Genomic DNA, 16,422 nt, shown 5'->3' on the forward strand with positions numbered 1-16,422 from the left:
CGGACAGGCCCTAACTGCCGACGAAGGCCGCCAGCAGCAGCCAGACCACCGGGGCGGTCGGCAGGAGCGAGTCCAGCCGGTCCATGATGCCGCCGTGGCCGGGCAGCAGCGTGCCCATGTCCTTGATGCCGAGGTCGCGCTTGATCATCGACTCGCCCAGGTCGCCCAGGGTCGCGGTGACCGCCGCGCAGCCGCCCAGGATCAGGCCCTGCCACCAGCTGCCGCCGTCGATGATCAGCTCCATCAGCACGGCGCCCGCCAGCATCGACAGGCCGATGCCGCCGGCCAGGCCCTCACGGGTCTTGCCGGGGCTGATCGTCGGGGCGAGCTTGGTCTTGCCGAACTTGTAGCCCACCGCGTAGGCGCCCGTGTCGCTGCAGATCGTGACGATCAGGAACAGCACGATCCGCTGCGGGCCGTCGTCGGCCGCCAGCATCAACGCCACGAAGGTGGCCAGGAACGGCACGTAGAAGGCGGTGAACACCCCGGCCGTTATGTCCCGCAGGTAGTCCTCCGGCGGCTCGGCCATCCGCCAGACCATCACCGCCAGCCCGGTCAGCGCGAGCGAGGCCGCGGCCCACTGCACCCCGGCCCAGTAGCCGGTGGCGATCATGGCGATGCCGCCCGCGACCAGCGGCACCAGCGGCGCCTTGATCTGCTTGCGCTCGGCGAGCCGACTGGTCAGCTCCCAGACGCCGACCGACACCGCGGCCATCACGACGAACAGGAACAGCGCCTTCACCACGAACAGCGAGGCGATGATCACCGCACCGAGACCGATCCCCACGCCTATCGCGGCCTGGAGGTTACGGCCACCGCGCTGCTTGCGCGGCTGCGGCTGCGGGGCGGACTGGGCGGCCACGGGTGTCTCCTGCCCTGGATGGGACGACGGCACGAAGTGGGGCTGCCCGGCCGCCGGGTAACTCGACGGCGGCGCGGGAGGCACCGAGGCCCCGGGGCGCGGCGGGGCGCCGCGGCCGGGGGTGGCGTCATCGGTTATCGCGCGCAGCACGACCGTCTCCGTCACGCCCGGCGCCGCCGCCTCGGACCGGTCGTCCCGGAACAGTGGGCCGCTCAGCCGACCGGCCTCCCGGGACTGACCGGCGGCGGGGTCACCCGGCCGGCCGGAGCCCGCCGACGGGCCCTGGTCCGGCACGCCGGGGAACGGGCCGGGGCCCGCCGGTACGGGAGGCATGACCTGAGTCTCCTCCGCGTCGCCGCCCCAGTACACCGGAGGCTGCTGCGAGTGATCCGAACGGTGGCCGGGGTCACCCGGCGCGCCGCCCGGCGCACCCGGGTGGGCGGCCCCGCCGCCCGGGTGACCGGGGTAGCCCTGGGCCTGCGGCGGCGCCGGGTACTCGCCGTACCCCGGCGCCGGGTGCGCCTGCTGCAGAGGAGCCTGCGGCCGGGGCTGCGGCGCCGGGCGGTAGGGCTGGAACTGCTGGTCGGACGGGCCCCAGTAGCCAGGGGCGTCAGGGGCGTCGTTCATCAGACTTCGAGCAGCTCGGCTTCCTTGTGCTTCAGCAGCTCGTCGACGGCGGCCACGTACTTGGCCGTGGTGTCGTCGAGCTCCTTCTCGGCGCGGCGGCCGTCGTCCTCGCCGACCTCGCCGTCCTTGACCAGCTTGTCGATGGCGTCCTTGGCCTTGCGGCGCACCGCGCGGATCGAGACCTTCGCGTCCTCGCCCTTGCCCCGGGCCACCTTGATGAACTCCCGGCGGCGCTCCTCGGTCAGCTCGGGCAGCACCACCCGGATGAGGGAACCGTCGTTGGACGGGTTGACGCCCAGGTCGGAGTCGCGGATCGCCTGCTCGATCGCCTTCAGCGCGGTCTTGTCGAACGGCGAGACGACCGCCATCCGGGGCTCCGGCACCGAGAACGAGGCCAGCTGGTTGATCGGCGTCACGGTGCCGTAGTACTCGGCGACGATCTTGGCGAACATCGCCGGGTGGGCACGGCCGGTGCGGATGGCGGCGAAGTCGTCCTTGGCGACGGCGACGGCCTTCTCCATCTTCTCCTCGGCTTCGAGGAGGGTCTCTTCGATCACTGTGATCTCCCTGTCCGGTTCATCTGCGATTGTCCCGACCGGTGTCGGCGTCGAGGCCGGTCACGGCGACGGCGCCGTCCCGTACGGCTGATTGCTGCTCAGGCCCGGACAGAATCCTGGCTGATGAGTGTGCCGATCTTCTCACTCTTCACCGCGCGCGCGATATTGCCCTCCGCCAGCAGCTCGAAGACCAGCATCGGGAGGTTGTTGTCCTTGCACAGCGTGATCGCGGTGAGGTCGGCGACCTTGAGGTCGCGCGCGATGACCTCGGAGTACTCCAGCGCGTCGAACTTCACCGCGTCCGGGTTGGTCCGGGGGTCCGAGTCGTAGACGCCGTCCACGCCGTTCTTGCCCATCAGCAGGACGTCGGCGTGGATCTCCAGGGCCCGCTGGACGGCGGTGGTGTCGGTCGAGAAGTACGGCATGCCCATACCGGCGCCGAAGATCACCACACGGCCCTTCTCCAGGTGCCGGACGGCCCGCAGCGGCAGGTACGGCTCAGCGACCTGGCCCATGGTGATCGCGGTCTGGACCCGGGTCTCGATGCCTTCCTTGACCAGGAAGTCCTGCAGCGCCAGGCAGTTCATCACGGTGCCGAGCATGCCCATGTAGTCGGAGCGCGCCCGGTCCATGCCGCGGACCTGCAGCTCGGCGCCCCGGAAGAAGTTGCCGCCGCCGATGACCACCGCGACCTCGGTACCGGCACGGACGACGGTGGCGATCTCCCGGGCGATCGCGTGCACGACGTCCGGGTCGACGCCGAGTCCGCCACCACCGGCAAAGGCTTCACCGGACAGCTTGAGCAGCACCCGGCGGCGCGAGCCGGCCTTGGGGTCCTGCGCGGTCTCCTGCGTCTCCTGCATGGACTTCTCCTTTTTGCACCTACTGGCTCACAGGCGCGGGTGTGCGGATGCCCGGCCTGCGCGTACGCGAGAGGAGGCCACTGCCGCGGGAACCGGTTCGGTGTCCTGCACGGCAATGGCCTCCTCGTCGTTCATGGTGCCGACGCGGCCCGCCCATGGACGGTTGGCACTGGGTGAGCCCGTTCGGCGTTCCGCCCGCCCCGGTCAACGGGCGGGGGCGGTTCCCAGCGTAAGGGCGCCGGGGACCAGGTGGAACGTGGCTCAGGCGCCGACGCGGAAGCGGGCGAAGCGCTTGAGGGCGACGCCGTTCTCCTCGAGGACCTTGGCGACGGTCTTCTTGTTGTCCTTCGCGAAGGCCTGCTCCAGGACGGAGTTCTCCTTGACGAAGCCGGTGACGCGACCCTCGACGATCTTCGGCAGGGCGGCCTCGGGCTTGCCCTCCTCGCGCGCGGTGGCCTCGGCGACGCGACGCTCGTTCTCGAGGTCCTCGGCCGGGATCTCCGCGCGGGACAGGAACTTCGGCGCGAACGCGGCGATGTGCTGCGCGACGTCCTTCGCGACCTCGGCGTTCTCCTTGTCCAGCTCGACCAGGACGCCGACGGCCGGCGGCAGGTCGGGGCTGGTCTTGTGCAGGTAGACCGCGACGAAGCCGTCACCGTCGAACTGGGCGAAGCGACGGAAGACGATCTTCTCGCCCAGGGTCGCGTTGGCCTCGTCGACGAACTGCTGGACGGTCTTGCCGGCCTCGATCTCGGACGCCAGGGCGGCGTCCAGGTCGGCCGGGGCGGTCTTGGCCACGTGAGCGGCGATCGCGTCGGCGACCTTGACGAAGTTGTCACCCTTGGCGACGAAGTCGGTCTCGCAGTTCAGCTCGACCAGAACGCCGGACTTCTTGTCCTCGGCGATCAGCGCGGCGACGGCGCCGTTGGAGGCGTCACGGCCCTCGCGCTTGGCAACGCCCTTCTGGCCCTTGATGCGCAGGAACTCGACGGCCTTCTCGACGTTGCCCTCGGCCTCGTCCAGGGCCTTCTTGCAGTCCATCATGCCGGCGCCGGTGAGCTCACGGAGCTTCTTGACGTCCGCGGCGGTGAAGTTCGCCATGGTGTGAATCTCTTCTCGCGTCTCGCGTGTCTGCGTGGGGAGACGCCGGGACCGATGGTTCGGTCCCGGCGCGGGAGAGAGGGGCACCTACCGGTGTCGTACCGGCGGGTGCCCCTCACCCTTGGTACGTCAGGCCTGCTCGGCCGGCGCCTCGGTGGCCGCAGCCTCGGTGGCCGCTGCCTCGGTGGCGGGGGCCTCGACGGCGGGGGCCTCGACGGCCGAAGCCTCGGCGGCGGGGGCCTCAGCGGCCGGAGCCTCGGCGGCGGCGGGGGCCTCCTCGGCCTTCTTCTCGCCCTCGATGAGGTCCTTCTCCCAGTCGGCCAGCGGCTGGTCGGCGCCCGGCTCGGCCTTGACGTCGCCCTTGGCGACACCGGCGCGGGCCTTCAGACCCTCGGCCACGGCGTCGGCGATCACGCGGGTCAGCAGGGTGACGGAGCGGATCGCGTCGTCGTTGCCCGGGATCTTGTAGTCGACCTCGTCGGGGTCACAGTTGGTGTCGAGGATGGCGACGACCGGGATGTTGAGCTTCCGGGCCTCGCCGACCGCGATGTGCTCCTTCTTGGTGTCCACGATCCACACGGCGCTGGGAACGCGCTGCATGTCACGGATACCGCCGAGGGTCTTCTCCAGCTTGTCGTGCTCGCGCTGGAGGACCAGGAGCTCCTTCTTGGTGAGGCCGGAACCGGCCACGTCCGAGAAGTCCAGCTCGCCGAGCTCCTTCAGGCGCTGCAGGCGCTTGTAGACGGTCGAGAAGTTGGTCAGCATGCCGCCGAGCCAGCGCTGGTTCACGTAGGGCATGCCCACGCGGGTGGCCTGCTCGGCGATGGCCTCCTGGGCCTGCTTCTTCGTGCCGACGAAGAGGACGCTGCCGCCGTGGGCAACGGTCTCCTTGATGAACTCGAAGGCGCGGTCGATGTAGTTCAGCGACTGCAGGAGGTCGATGATGTAGATGCCGTTGCGCTCCGTGATGATGAAGCGCTTCATCTTCGGGTTCCAACGGCGGGTCTGGTGACCGAAGTGGACGCCGCTCTCCAGCAGCTCCCGCATCGTGACGACGGCCATAGCCGTGCTCCTCAGGTGTTACGGCCCGGCGGTCGCGCAACGGACGGCGGGTTCGCGCGGTGGCGCTCCCCGCTCGCGCGGTGCGTCCGGCCGGGTCAGGCTCGGTTTGTCCGTGGCAGCCAGGTGACAGCCACGCCTGACGCCCCGAACGTGCCGAGCCGCTTGAACCCACACGGTCCGGGGACCAGGCGGGCTCGGCGGACCGAGCGGCACTCGCACCTGGCGGGGGCAGCGGCCGGGCCGCGTCCGTCCACCGGTGGCGGGGCGTGCGAAGTCGACCCGGCGGACCGGGTCGCGTGTGAAGTGTACGGGAAGCGCTGCGGGGCGGGCGACTCCGCGACCGGCGGGGGCCCTGGGCGGGCGGATCAGCGCTGGCGGGAGCTGGGCGGAGGCGGGCCGGAGACGGACCGGAGGCGGGCCGGCCGGGCCCTGGGAGCGCCGCTGCTGCGGTGCTTGTACACCGGATGGCGGCATCCGTACACCCGCTGGAGGGACGGGATCCGGCCACGAGGGCGGTTTGTCCACAGGAGTCCGGAAGTGGGTGGCACCGGGGCGGCGGCGCAGCAAGCCTCGGGGCATGACTGCTCGCGCTGGGTACCCGGTTCTGTCCGCCGTCGGTCCGGCCCGCTTGGGGCCGGACCGGTTGGGGCCGCGCTCGTTTGGTGTGCTGCGGGGGGTGGTCGCCGTGCTGGTGACACTGGTGCTGCTGGTCTCGGGCGGCGCGGCGCGGGGCGCCGCTCTCAGTGGGGGTGTCGGCTCAGGTCCGGGCGGGGGTGCCGGAGGTGCTGGCGGGGGCGGCGAGACCGGCCGGACCGGTTCGGGCGGTGCGCGGGCCTGGCCGGTGGGCGGGCCCGGCGGGGTGCTCGGGCGATTCGAACCACCGGCCGCGCCGTGGGCCGCCGGACACCGGGGAGTGGACCTCGCCGCCGCACCCGGGGCGGAGGTACGGGCGGCTGCCGCCGGGGTGGTCACCTTCTCCGGGCTGGTGGCGGGGCGCCCGGTGGTGACCGTCACCCACCCCGGCTCGGGGTCACCCCCCTTGCGGACCACCTACCTGCCCGTCGCCGGCACCGCCCCGGTCGGCACCGAGGTACCCGCCGGACAGGTGATCGGGCGGCTCGCCCCCGACGGGCGGCACTGCCCAGCGCGGCACTGCCTGCACTGGGGGCTGCTGCGCGGCGGACGCTACCTCGACCCGCTGGCCCTGTTCGGCGCGGGAGCGGCGCGGCTGCTGCCGCTGGGCGGCGCTGGGCGCACCTGATGAATCAGCTGAACCGGATGAACCAGACGAACCGGGCCGAATGGCGGTTCAGGCCCGGTCGAGGCCGTGCAGGGCCATGGCCACCGCGGCGTCCGCGATCAGCTCGGGGCGCTCGGCCGCACACCCGGCGCGGCCCCCCGCCGACACTTGCTCGGCCCGGCGCACGGCCGCCTCCACGACCCCTTGGAGCAGCGCCGCAGCGAGCCGGGGCTGCGCGTGACCGAGATCCTCCAGGGCCCGGACGACCAGGCCGACCAGCTTGCCGTGCGCCGCCCGGATGCGCTCGCGCGCGGCCTCGTCGAGTTCGAGCGCGGAGATCGCCACCACCGCCCGGTGGCGCGGGTCCGCGGCCAACGCCAGCTGGCCGCGGACATACGCCTCGATCCGGTCGGCCGCGCTGTCACAGCTCTCCATCCCGGCCTCGATCTCGGCCGCCCAGAGCGGGAAGTCCACCTCGCAGAGCGCCTCGACCACGGCGGCCCGGGAGCGGAAGTACTCGTAGACCGAGGAGCGCGCCAGGGAGGTGCGCGCAGCGAGCGCGGGGAAGGTCAGCGCCTCCATGCCGCCCTCCGTGAGCAGGGTGCGGGCAGCGTCAAGGAGGGCTGCGCGCTGCAGCTGGCGATGCTCGGCCACCGTGGCCGCTCGGATCTTCGGCACGCTCCCACTGTACGGAGCCCTACCTTCGGCCGGTACGGCGCCGCGCATCTGGCCGGGGAGCGAGGGCGCGCAGGCGCGCGGCGAGGCGTGCGAGTGGGCGCGCAACCCGGGGTCCGGCCCGGAGTAACGGCCCAGGGTTCCGGCCAGGCAGGTGCGGACCGGGCACGCGGCCGGGCGGGTGCGGACCGGCGGCGTGGTCGGGGTCGCGACCCGGAGGTCGGCCGGGCCGGGACGGGCCCCGGCCCTCGCTACCGGATGTCCGACAGCTTGGCGCGCAGTTGGAGGACGGACTTGGTGTGGATCTGGCTCACCCTGCTCTCCGTCACCCCCAGCACCTGGCCGATCTCGGCGAGGGTGAGGCCCTCGTAGTAGTAGAGCGTCACCACGGTCTTCTCCCGCTCGGGGAGGGTGTTGACCGCATGGGCCAGCAGCCTGCGCAGCTCGCGGTCCTCGGCCACCTCGACCGGGTTGTCGGCACCGTGGTCCACCAGGGTGTCCATCAGGCTCAGCCGGTCGCCGCCCTCCCCCACCGGGTGCAGCAGTTCGTCCAAGGCCACCACGTTGGCCAGGGACAGCTGGCTGAAGATCGCGTGCAGATCCTCGATCGCGATGCCCATCTCGGCCGCGACCTCGGGCTCGTGCGGCGTACGGCGCAGCCGGGCCTCCAGCGTCGCGTACGTCCGCTCGACGGCCTTCGCCTTCTGCCGCACCGAGCGCGGGATCCAGTCCAGGGCACGCAGTTCGTCGATGATCGCGCCGCGGATCCGGCTGATCGCGTAGGTCTCGAACTTGATCGCGCGGTCGACGTCGAACTTCTCGATCGCGTCGATCAGCCCGAAGACCCCCGAGGAGACGAAGTCGGCCTGCTCGACGTTGGAGGGCAGGCCGACCCCGACCCGCCCCGCCACGTACTTGACGAGCGGTGAGTAGTGCAGGATCAGCTGCTCGCGCAGCCGCTGGTCGCCGGTCTCCTTGTAGGAGCGCCAGAGCTCTTCGAGCGCGGTGCGCCCCTGGGCTCCGGGGCCCTGACCGCTCGGCCCCTGCTCCGGGCCTGGCGGGGGGGTGCCGTCCGGTGGCAGGGCACCGGCAGCGATCGGGCGGGCTGCGCCGTCGCCGGTGGCGGCGGCGGCGACCGCGTCGGTGGGCTGGCCCGGCACCGCCGTCGGCCGGCCGCCCTGGCGCGACAGGCCCCCCATCGTCCCCGTCGCCTTGGGCGGGAACTCAGTCACGGGGCGCCGCTCGGTCCGCGGCCCTCCCGAGGACCGGGCGCCACCGGTCACTCTGTGTCCGGGAATGTGTGTGGGCATGCGTTGGTCTGCGCCGTTCTGCCGAGTCATGTGCTGATAGGGAAGGCATGTGGAGCGTAGCGTGACCGACTCGCTGCAATGCGCTACCGCCACTCGGTCGTCCCCCGATCCGGTGGCGTTCGCGCCACCGGATCCGGGCACGCGAACGGACGAACCGGAGCAGCAGGTCAGCCAGGCGATTCCGACACTCCCTCTCCACGGCACGGATGTGCGCTTCGTTCCGACCGTCACCTCCTCCGCACCAGGCGCCAGTGCGCGCCGTGCCGCTCGACGTAACCGAGCGAGCCCAACTCGTAGAGCCGCTGCAGTACTTCGTCCGGAGGGAGTCCGGACTGTCGGGCCAACCGCTCGATCGGCGCGCCCTCCGCCGTCGCCGGGACGGCCTCCAGCACCCGGGCCACCGCCGGCTCCAGCAGATCCCTGGGCAGGACCGGGCCGCTGCGCTGCGGCGCCAGGTCGTCCCCGATCGCCCCGATCAGTTCGGCGATCTCGGCGGAGTCGGTGACCAGCGTGGCGCCGCCGCTGCGGATCAGGGCGTGCACCCCGGCCGAGAGTTCCGAGGTCACCGGGCCGGCGACGCCCATGGTGTGGCGGTTGAGGTCCCGCGCCCGTCTGGCCGTGCTCAGCGCGCCGCTGCGCATCGCCGCCTCGACCACCACCGTGCCCCGGGTGAGCGCCGCGATGACCCGGTTGCGGAGCACGAAGCGGAAGCGGTTCGGGTGCTCCCCGGGCGGGAGTTCGCTGACCAGCAGCCCCTGGGCGCCGATCCGCCGGATCAGTTCGGCGTTCCCCTTCGGGTAGGCCACGTCGACCCCGCAGGCGAGCACCGCGATGGTCATCCCGCCGACGGAGAGCGCCCCTCGGTGGGCGGCCGCGTCGATCCCGTAGGCGGCTCCGGACACCACGACCCAACCTCGCTCGGCCAGTTGGGCCGACAGTTCCCCAGCGACGTGGGCGCCGTAGGCCGTGCAGGCCCGGGAGCCGACCATCGCCACCGAGCGGAGCGCGAGCAGCCGCAGCGAACCCGTGCCGGTCGTCCAGAGCCCGATCGGGCGCCCGTCGCCCAGATCGTCCAGTTGGCTGGGCCATTCCGTGTCCCCCGGAATGATGAAGCGTCCACCGACGGCTCGTACCCGTTCCAGGTCCTCGGCCGGGTCCAGACCGGGGAGCCTCGCCTGGTAGCCGGCCAGCCGGGGGCCGTCCAGTCCGGGGTGCGCGGGCACCGTCCCGTCGCGGATCGCCCGGACGACGTCGGCTGCGGAGAGCTGACCGAGCCACCGGCCGACCACCGCGTCCCCGGGCTCGCTCAGCCGGCTGAGTACGGCGCGGGCGAGGCGCTCCGGTTCGGGACCGGACTCGGGCTCTGCCCGACCGGGAGGCTGAAGGTGCGTCATCATCGGGTTCATGCCTCACCGCCCTCGTTCGCCGGATGCTGGTCGCGTTTCCCGGACCGCTTGGCGGAGCCGGACCGGATGGATCGGCCAGGGGCATCGGGGCGGTCCGACGGACCAGGACTCTCCGGGCCAGGGCAGTCGGGACGATCGGGCTTCTCGAACCGGCCCGACCGGCTCTGCCCTTCGGGCGGCTCGTCGACCGGCCCGCTGCGCTGGGCCGGGATGCCACCGAGTCGGCCGTAGACCCGCTCGCCCAGCGGCAGCCCCTGCTCGACGCCGGTACGCAGGACCAGTGCGGTGCGGACGTCCCGCTGGTCCGGCCGATCGCGACCGGCGAGGTCGGCGACCGTCCAGGCGACCCGGAGCACCCGGTCCAGGCCGCGGGCGGTCAGCACCCCTCGCTCCAACTGGCGGGCGACATCGTTCAGTGCGCCGGGGGCGAGCTGCCAGCGGGTCCGCAGTTCGTGGCCCGGGACTTCCGCGTTGGTCCGCCACGGGGTGGCCGCCAACCGGGCCGCCGCCCGTTCCCGCGCGGCCAGCACCCGGGCCGCGACGGTCTCGGTGTTCTCCGCCGTGGCGTCCCGTTCCATGAGTTCGATCCTCGTCACCGGGGCGACCTGAACCTGGAGGTCGACCCGGTCCAGCAGCGGCCCTGAGAGCCGCCCCTGGTAGCGGCTGACCATCGTAGGAGTGCACTCGCAGCCCTCACCCCGCCGTGAATGCCGACCGCACGGGCAGGGGTTGGCGGCCAGACAGAGGAGGAACCTGGCCGGGAGCCGGAGTGAGCCGGCCGAGCGGGCGATCACCACCTCGCCCGACTCCAGCGGCTGGCGCAGTGAGTCGAGCACCCGGACCGGAAACTCCGGCGCCTCGTCCAGGAACAGCACGCCCCGGTGGGCCAGCGAGACCGCCCCCGGTCTCGGCAGGCCGCTGCCGCCGCCGACGATCGCCGGCATCGTCGTGGAGTGGTGCGGGGCGCAGTACGGCGCCGTGTCGATGAGCGGGCGCCCTGCCGGGAGCAGCCCGGCCACCGAGTGCACGGCGGTGACCTCCAGAGCCTCCTTCTGGGTCAGTGGCGGGAGCAGCGAGGGCAGCCGCTCCGCCAGCATCGTCTTGCCCGCGCCCGGTGGGCCCTTGAGGTACAGGTGGTGACCTCCGGCGGCGGCGATCTCCAGGGCGCGCCGGGCCTCGTACTGTCCGGCCACGTCGGCCAGGTCGAGGCGCGCCGACTTGTCGTCGGACAGTCCCCGGACGCCGGCGCTGGGCAGCATCAGGCCGGCCATCAGCGGATCCGGCCGGCCGCCGATCGGGTCGGGCGGCTCCTCCGGCGCGGGCGCGCCGGTCAGGACGGCGATCAGCTGCCGCAGGCTGCGGACGCCGATCACGGTCACGCCCGGGACGAGCGAGGCCTCGGGCGCGGTCTGCTCCGCGACCACGACCCGCTGGTATCCCGCGTCGGCTGCGGCCAGCACAGACGGCAGCACCCCGCGGACCGGCCGCACCCGGCCGTCCAGCCCCAGTTCGCCGATGATCAGCAGCTCGGCGATGGAGGAAGGGTCGAGCCGCTCGGCCGCGGCCAGGACGGCACAGGCCACCGCGAGGTCGAAGCCACTGCCGCTCTTGGGCACCGAGGCCGGACTGAGCCCGACGGTCAGTTTGCGCTGCGGCCAGGCCTCACCGCTGTTGACCACGGCCGCGCGCACCCGGTCACGGGCCTCGGACAGCGCCTTGTCGGGCAGGCCGACCAGGGTGAACGCGGCCACCCCGGGCTCCAGGTCGGCCTGGACCTCGACGATCACTCCGTCGACGCCGACCAGCGCGACGGAACAGGTACGGGCGAAGGCCATCTCAGACCACCCCCCGCAGGTGGTCGACCAGGGCCGCACCCCGGGCCCGGTTGACCACGGCCACCAGGTCGATCCGCACGCCCCCGGGCGGAGCGGGCGGCCAGTGCGGGTCCGTGGGCCCGGGGTCGTACCCGGGACCGGCCAACCGCGCGAAGTGGCCCGGCCAGCGTTCGGCCATCCAGCGCTCCGCCAGGCGTTGCAACCGGGCGGCCTTGGCCTGGCCGATGGCCTCGCTGGGTTGTTGGAAGCCCCGCTCGGAGCGGGTCTTCACCTCGCAGACCGCCACGGTGTCGCCGTCGAGGGCGACGATGTCCAACTCACCCTCGACACAGCGCCAGTTGCGGTCCAGGATGCGGAGCCCGGCCTCCGTGAGACGGCGGGCGGCGACCCGCTCGCCGTAGCGGCCGAGCCCGTTGTTGGTACTGCGGCCCGGGCCCGGTCCGGTTCCGTCCCTCGTGTCGTCTTTCGTGCCGTCCCGCACGGCTGCGGCCGCTGCGGCCTGGTCCAGTACGGCCGCACCCGGTACGGCCTGGTCCTGCGTGATCGTGTTCTGCACGGTGACCACCTCCGCCGTGGAGGTTGCACCGTCGCGCACGGCGGGGCCGGGGATTTCCGGTTCCCTGTGGATAACTCGAGCCTGTGGATAACTTTTGTCACCCGCAGGAGTGAGACGCCCCGATCGCGCGAAATTCCGCTGGACAACGCCGGTCCGAGCAGTCCAACGTCAGTTCCCGAAGCCGGACTCGTCCGAGGGCAGCTCCAGATCGCTCTTCGCGAGTTCCTCGATGTTCACGTCCTTGAAGGTCAGCACCCGGACCTTACGGACGAACCGGGCCGGCCGGTACATGTCCCAGACCCACGCATCCGCCATCGACACCTCGAAGAAGACCTCGCCCTGCACCGAGTGCACCTGCAGCTCGTAGTCATTGGTGAGGTAGAACCGTCGCTCGGTCTCGATCACGTACTTGAACAGGCCGACGACGTCCCGGTACTCCCGGTAGAGCTTGAGCTCCATCTCGGTCTCGTACTTCTCGAGATCTTCGGCACTCATCCAGGCGTCCCCTCAACTTGTCACGTCCACCCATTGTGGACCACCGCACCCACGCTCAGAGCCGTACCGGGGCGACCGGCGGGCCCTCGGCCAGCAGTCGCTCCAGGAAGTCCGCCAATCCGGCCGGGTAGACCGTCTCGGCGGTCCCCCTCAGCTCCTCGACCGTCCACCAGCGCGCCGCGAGCAGTTGGGCGTGTTCCTCCTCGCCCATCCCCGAGTGGTCGAGCCCCGTCTCCGTGGTCCGGGCCAGATGGAACCACTGATCCTGCTCGTAACGCCGTCCCTGAAAGGAGAACGACACCGTGCCGTACGCCACCAAGGGCCCCAGGTCCACACCCCGCAGGCCGGTCTCCTCCGCGAGTTCCCGCGCGGCGGCCTCCCGCACGTCCTCCCCGGGCTCCAAGCCGCCGCCGGGCGTGAACCACCACGCCTCCCCCGGCGTCGCCGGGTCGGAGCCCAGGAAGAGAAGGATGCGGTCCTGCCCGTCCAGCAGCAGGATCCGCGCCGCCCTGCGCCGTTGTGCCGTCATGGCAGCGCTCCACGCTCCTTCCGTTCGCATCGGTGGCGCTACCGATCCTGCCACCCGGCGCCGCCGTCCGGGGCGATGTTCGGCAGAGCGGCCCGGGCCGCGACGACCGCGATCAGGAGCTGCGCCCCCGGCTGAGCCGGCGGGCCAGGCCCGCCACCCCGCCCACCGCCGAAGTCACGAGGATCAGCGCCGCGCCCGCAACGGTCGCGAAGGCGGCCGGTTGCAGCGGCCCGGGCGCACCGGCCTTCGGTCCGGGAAGCCCGTCGAAGGCCGCGGTCCGGCCGAGGTCGCCCACCCGGCCGAACGGCATCATGGTGGCCTCGACCCTGGCCTCCACCGCGCCGGCCGGGACGGTCCCGCCGTCGACCTCCAGGTGGGTGCGGGAGTCGAGCGAGCCCAACCGGTTGTCGCCGAGCAGGAACAGCCGCCCCGGCGGCACCGTGACGCTGAACGAGGAGCCCTGCGGGCCCTGCGCCGCGAGGTACGGCTCCTCCACCGTCTGTCCGTCGACCGTCAGCCGGTGGTCGTTGCCGGTGGCCGCGACGGTGTCCCCGCCGACCGCGACCACGCGCTTGACCATGAGCTCGCCACCCCAGTCCTGGTCCCGGAAGACCACGACGTCCCCCCGGCCGACGGCCCCGCCGTCGATCTTCCGGGCGAGCACGGTGTCCCCGATCCGAAGCGTGGGGGACATCGAGGCGGTCGGGATGCTGTACGGCCGGTAGTCGATCGCGATCAAGGCGAAGCCGCCGATCATCAGCACCAGCCCGAGCGCGATCGCGACGCCCTGCAGCACCGCCGCGGGCCGGCGGCCCGGACGGGCGGGCGAAGCCGGGTGGTCGGCCGTCTGATCAACGACACCGCTCATCGAATCCGTCCACCTCTGGCCGACCGGAGAACACCACTGGCACGCCGGGGGCACCGGCGGAAAAGCCGACGGGCCGTGGCACGTCCGAGCAGATTACTCGTCGGTACCACGGCCCGCGCAAGGGCTGGGGAGAACCCGGTGGAGCTCAGGAGTCCTTCCGGCCGTCCCTCCGCTCCCGCACCCGACGCACCAGCGGAAGCAGCGCGACCGCGCCCACCGCGCCGGCCACGGGAGGCGCCAGAGGCGCGGCCACCGCCAGACCCTTCTGGTCAAAGGTGTTCGGCACCGAGAGCGTCGACCAGTGGCCGACCGGCCAGGCCACGACGAAGGCCCGCCCGATCACGTTGCCCACCGGAACGGTGCCGCCACCCGGCTGGTCCATGTGGAAGCGGGAGTCCAGCGAGTCGGCGCGGTGGTCGCCCATCACCCAGATCCGGCCGTTGGGCACCTTCACCGGGTCGAACGGGTGGTCACCGCAGGGGGTGTTGCCCTGGTAGACGTACGGCTCGTTGAGCGCGACACCGTTGACCTTCACCGGCCCGGTGCCCTGGCACTCGACGGTGTCCCCGCCGACCGCGATGACCCGCTTGATCAGGTCCTTCTCGTTGGCCGACGGCATCAGACCGACGAAGCTGAGCACGTCCTGGACGCCCCGGACGAAGGAGTTGCTGCTCTGCGGGGTCGGCTCGTCGTTCAGCCAGCCGCCCGGGTCGTGGAACACCACGACCTCACCGCGCTCGGGCTCCGCTCCGAACCAGGGGGTCAGCTTGTCCACCAGGACACGGTCACCGACCTGCAACGTGTTCTGCATCGACTCCGACGGAATGGAGAAGGCCTGGACGAAGAAGGTCTTGATCACCAGCGCCAGGACCAGCGCGATGCCGACCAGGATCGGCAGTTCCTTCCAGAAGGAACGCTGCTTGCGCTGCTTGCCGGGGGCCTGCGACTCCGACTGGTCCGCCGACTCGGCGTCGGGCCGGTGGGACTCCGAAGAGCCCCCGGTGGGGCCCTCCGTCCCGTCGCCATGCTCGTCGGCGGTCTGGGCCGCCGCGTCCTCGACCGAGGCCGAGGACGCACCGGACTCGGCGGACCGGGCCGCTCGACCGCCAGAGCCCTCGGGCTCGCCGGCACCTGAGCGGGCGCCGATCACCACATCCCCCACAACGTCTCCTCCCTGCTGTGCGGACGCCCGCGCGCCCGCGCTCACAGTGCCGCACAGCGGGCACCACGCTCACCACGACCATGGACGCTTCGGGACTGCCCATCGCGGGCTCCCCTGACACCAGCACAGCCTCGACGCACGACCGGGACCTCCCGGCCGCACCTGCACTTCTCTATCACTCCAAGGCATCCGGCTCGCGGTCCCACGCGCGCGGCCCGGCCGCGAGACGCCCGGCCCGGCTCACTCGGGCGGCCGCCCTGGCCGGCGAACGACGGCCGGAAGGATGCCCAACACACCCATAACGAGCGGAGGTTCCATCGGAACCGGCCCAACGCCCACGGATTCCGGCGCAGTTCCGCGCGCCTGCGGAGCCCGGGCCAACGAGGAGAGTGAACTCGGCACGCCAAGTTGATGGAGGCGGTCCAGCGGCCAGGCGTTCATGAAGGCCCGGCCGACCACACCGCTCAGCGGGATGGTCCCCTGCCCCGGGTTCCCCATGTGGAAGCGGGAGTCGGCGGACACGTCCCGGTGGTCGCCCATGACCCAGAGCCGGCCCTGCGGCACCCGCACCTTGAAGGGCTGCCGGGACGGCGGGTTGGCGGGCGCGAGGTACGGCTCGTCCACCGGCGTGCCGTTGACGCTCAACCGGCCCTGCGTATCGCAGCACTCCACGGTGTCCCCGCCGACGCCGATGACCCGTTTGATCAAGTCCTGCTCGCTGTCCGACGGCAGCAGCCCGACGTAGGTGAGGACCTGCTTGGCCGCCCCCAGCACCGGACCGTCGCCGGACGGTTTGTGGTCGCCCTCCAACCAACCGCCCGGATCCTTGAACACCACCACGTCGCCGCGCTGCGGCTCGCTGCCGAACCAGGGGGTCAGCTTGTCCACCAGCACCCGGTCCCCGACCTGGATGGTCTGCTCCATCGAGCCGGAGGGAATCACGAACACCTGGAGCAGGAAGGTCTTCATCACCAGCGCGACCAGCAACGCCACCACGATGATCAGCGGGAACTCCCTCAGCAGCGACCGCTTGCGCCGCCGGGCCGCGCGTCGGGCGCTGCGGCGGCGATCGGCCCGGCCCCGGACCGGCAACACCACGGCTGGGCCCGCACCCCCGGGGGAGGCGTCTCCTGGTCCGGCACCGTCAGATCCGCCACTCGCGGGGTCGGCCTCCACACGCCCGGCATCCACACGCCCGGCATCCACACGCCCGGCATCCGCAGGTCCGGCACCTGCGGATCCGGCGCCGACCGGTCCGCCGGCGCCAGGCTCCG

16 protein-coding genes are annotated in these 16,422 nt (G+C 72.3%); 1 reads left to right on the forward strand and 15 read right to left on the reverse strand.

Going from position 1 to position 16,422, the window contains the following annotated elements:
• Positions 1-10: 10 nt before the first annotated feature.
• The 5 genes from ACIP37_RS29470 to rpsB all read right to left on the reverse strand — a co-directional run bounded on the left by ACIP37_RS29470 (position 11) and on the right by rpsB (position 5,072).
• Entirely contained in the window at positions 11-1,489 is a 1,479-nt protein-coding gene (locus ACIP37_RS29470) for a phosphatidate cytidylyltransferase (RefSeq protein ID WP_400844748.1), read from the reverse strand.
• Positions 1,489-2,046: a ribosome recycling factor gene (frr, locus tag ACIP37_RS29475; RefSeq protein ID WP_063347665.1), complete on the reverse strand. Its 558-nt coding sequence runs from the start codon at positions 2,044-2,046 to the stop codon at positions 1,489-1,491. The genes ACIP37_RS29470 and frr overlap by 1 nt, the downstream gene beginning before the upstream one ends.
• Before the next feature lie 98 nt (positions 2,047-2,144).
• Complete coding sequence (gene pyrH / locus ACIP37_RS29480; RefSeq protein WP_030056790.1) at positions 2,145-2,909, reverse strand: UMP kinase; 765 nt, start codon at positions 2,907-2,909, stop codon at positions 2,145-2,147.
• A 261-nt stretch (positions 2,910-3,170) separates the two neighbouring features.
• On the reverse strand, positions 3,171-4,010 hold the full coding sequence (gene tsf, locus ACIP37_RS29485; RefSeq protein WP_363585748.1) for a translation elongation factor Ts: 840 nt from the start codon (positions 4,008-4,010) through the stop codon (positions 3,171-3,173).
• Positions 4,011-4,139: 129 nt separating this feature from the next.
• Positions 4,140-5,072, reverse strand: a complete 933-nt coding sequence (rpsB, locus tag ACIP37_RS29490) for a 30S ribosomal protein S2 (protein WP_400844751.1) — start codon at positions 5,070-5,072, stop codon at positions 4,140-4,142.
• Positions 5,073-5,757: 685 nt separating this feature from the next.
• On the opposite strand from rpsB, the gene ACIP37_RS29495 reads away from it, so the two are divergent.
• Entirely contained in the window at positions 5,758-6,333 is a 576-nt protein-coding gene (locus tag ACIP37_RS29495) for a M23 family metallopeptidase (RefSeq protein WP_363585746.1), read from the forward strand.
• Positions 6,334-6,381: 48 nt separating this feature from the next.
• Here ACIP37_RS29495 and ACIP37_RS29500 read toward each other — a convergent pair whose 3' ends face one another.
• From ACIP37_RS29500 to lepB (ACIP37_RS29545), 10 genes are all read right to left on the reverse strand, one after another.
• Positions 6,382-6,966: a helix-turn-helix domain-containing protein gene (locus ACIP37_RS29500; RefSeq protein WP_363585763.1), complete on the reverse strand. Its 585-nt coding sequence runs from the start codon at positions 6,964-6,966 to the stop codon at positions 6,382-6,384.
• A 272-nt stretch (positions 6,967-7,238) separates the two neighbouring features.
• Positions 7,239-8,186, reverse strand: a complete 948-nt coding sequence (gene whiG / locus ACIP37_RS29505) for an RNA polymerase sigma factor WhiG (RefSeq protein WP_400844782.1) — start codon at positions 8,184-8,186, stop codon at positions 7,239-7,241.
• 338 nt (positions 8,187-8,524) lie between these two features.
• Positions 8,525-9,691 carry a DNA-processing protein DprA gene (gene dprA, locus ACIP37_RS29510; protein ID WP_363585744.1) on the reverse strand — a complete coding sequence of 389 codons (1,167 nt, stop codon included), beginning with the start codon at positions 9,689-9,691 and terminating at the stop codon, positions 8,525-8,527.
• Between the two features lie 8 nt (positions 9,692-9,699).
• Positions 9,700-11,538 (reverse strand): YifB family Mg chelatase-like AAA ATPase, encoded by a 1,839-nt coding sequence (locus ACIP37_RS29515; RefSeq protein WP_400844755.1) that lies wholly within the window; start codon positions 11,536-11,538, stop codon positions 9,700-9,702.
• Between the two features lies 1 nt (position 11,539).
• Positions 11,540-12,094, reverse strand: coding sequence for a YraN family protein (locus ACIP37_RS29520; RefSeq protein WP_400844758.1), 555 nt, complete (start codon positions 12,092-12,094; stop codon positions 11,540-11,542).
• A gap of 168 nt (positions 12,095-12,262) precedes the next feature.
• The gene (locus ACIP37_RS29525; protein ID WP_030056781.1) at positions 12,263-12,589 is read right to left on the reverse strand and encodes a DUF2469 domain-containing protein; all 327 of its coding nucleotides are present in this window, start codon (positions 12,587-12,589) and stop codon (positions 12,263-12,265) included.
• A gap of 55 nt (positions 12,590-12,644) precedes the next feature.
• Entirely contained in the window at positions 12,645-13,118 is a 474-nt protein-coding gene (locus ACIP37_RS29530; RefSeq protein WP_363585743.1) for an NUDIX domain-containing protein, read from the reverse strand.
• 112 nt (positions 13,119-13,230) lie between these two features.
• Positions 13,231-13,986, reverse strand: a complete 756-nt coding sequence (gene lepB, locus ACIP37_RS29535) for a signal peptidase I (RefSeq protein WP_363585742.1) — start codon at positions 13,984-13,986, stop codon at positions 13,231-13,233.
• 145 nt (positions 13,987-14,131) lie between these two features.
• Positions 14,132-15,148, reverse strand: coding sequence for a signal peptidase I (lepB, locus tag ACIP37_RS29540; RefSeq protein ID WP_363631478.1), 1,017 nt, complete (start codon positions 15,146-15,148; stop codon positions 14,132-14,134).
• A 240-nt stretch (positions 15,149-15,388) separates the two neighbouring features.
• Positions 15,389-16,246, reverse strand: a complete 858-nt coding sequence (gene lepB, locus ACIP37_RS29545; RefSeq protein WP_363585740.1) for a signal peptidase I — start codon at positions 16,244-16,246, stop codon at positions 15,389-15,391.
• Positions 16,247-16,422 lie beyond the last annotated feature (176 nt).

This window comes from Kitasatospora sp. NPDC088861 (assembly GCF_044750105.1).
Classification (GTDB): domain Bacteria; phylum Actinomycetota; class Actinomycetes; order Streptomycetales; family Streptomycetaceae; genus Kitasatospora.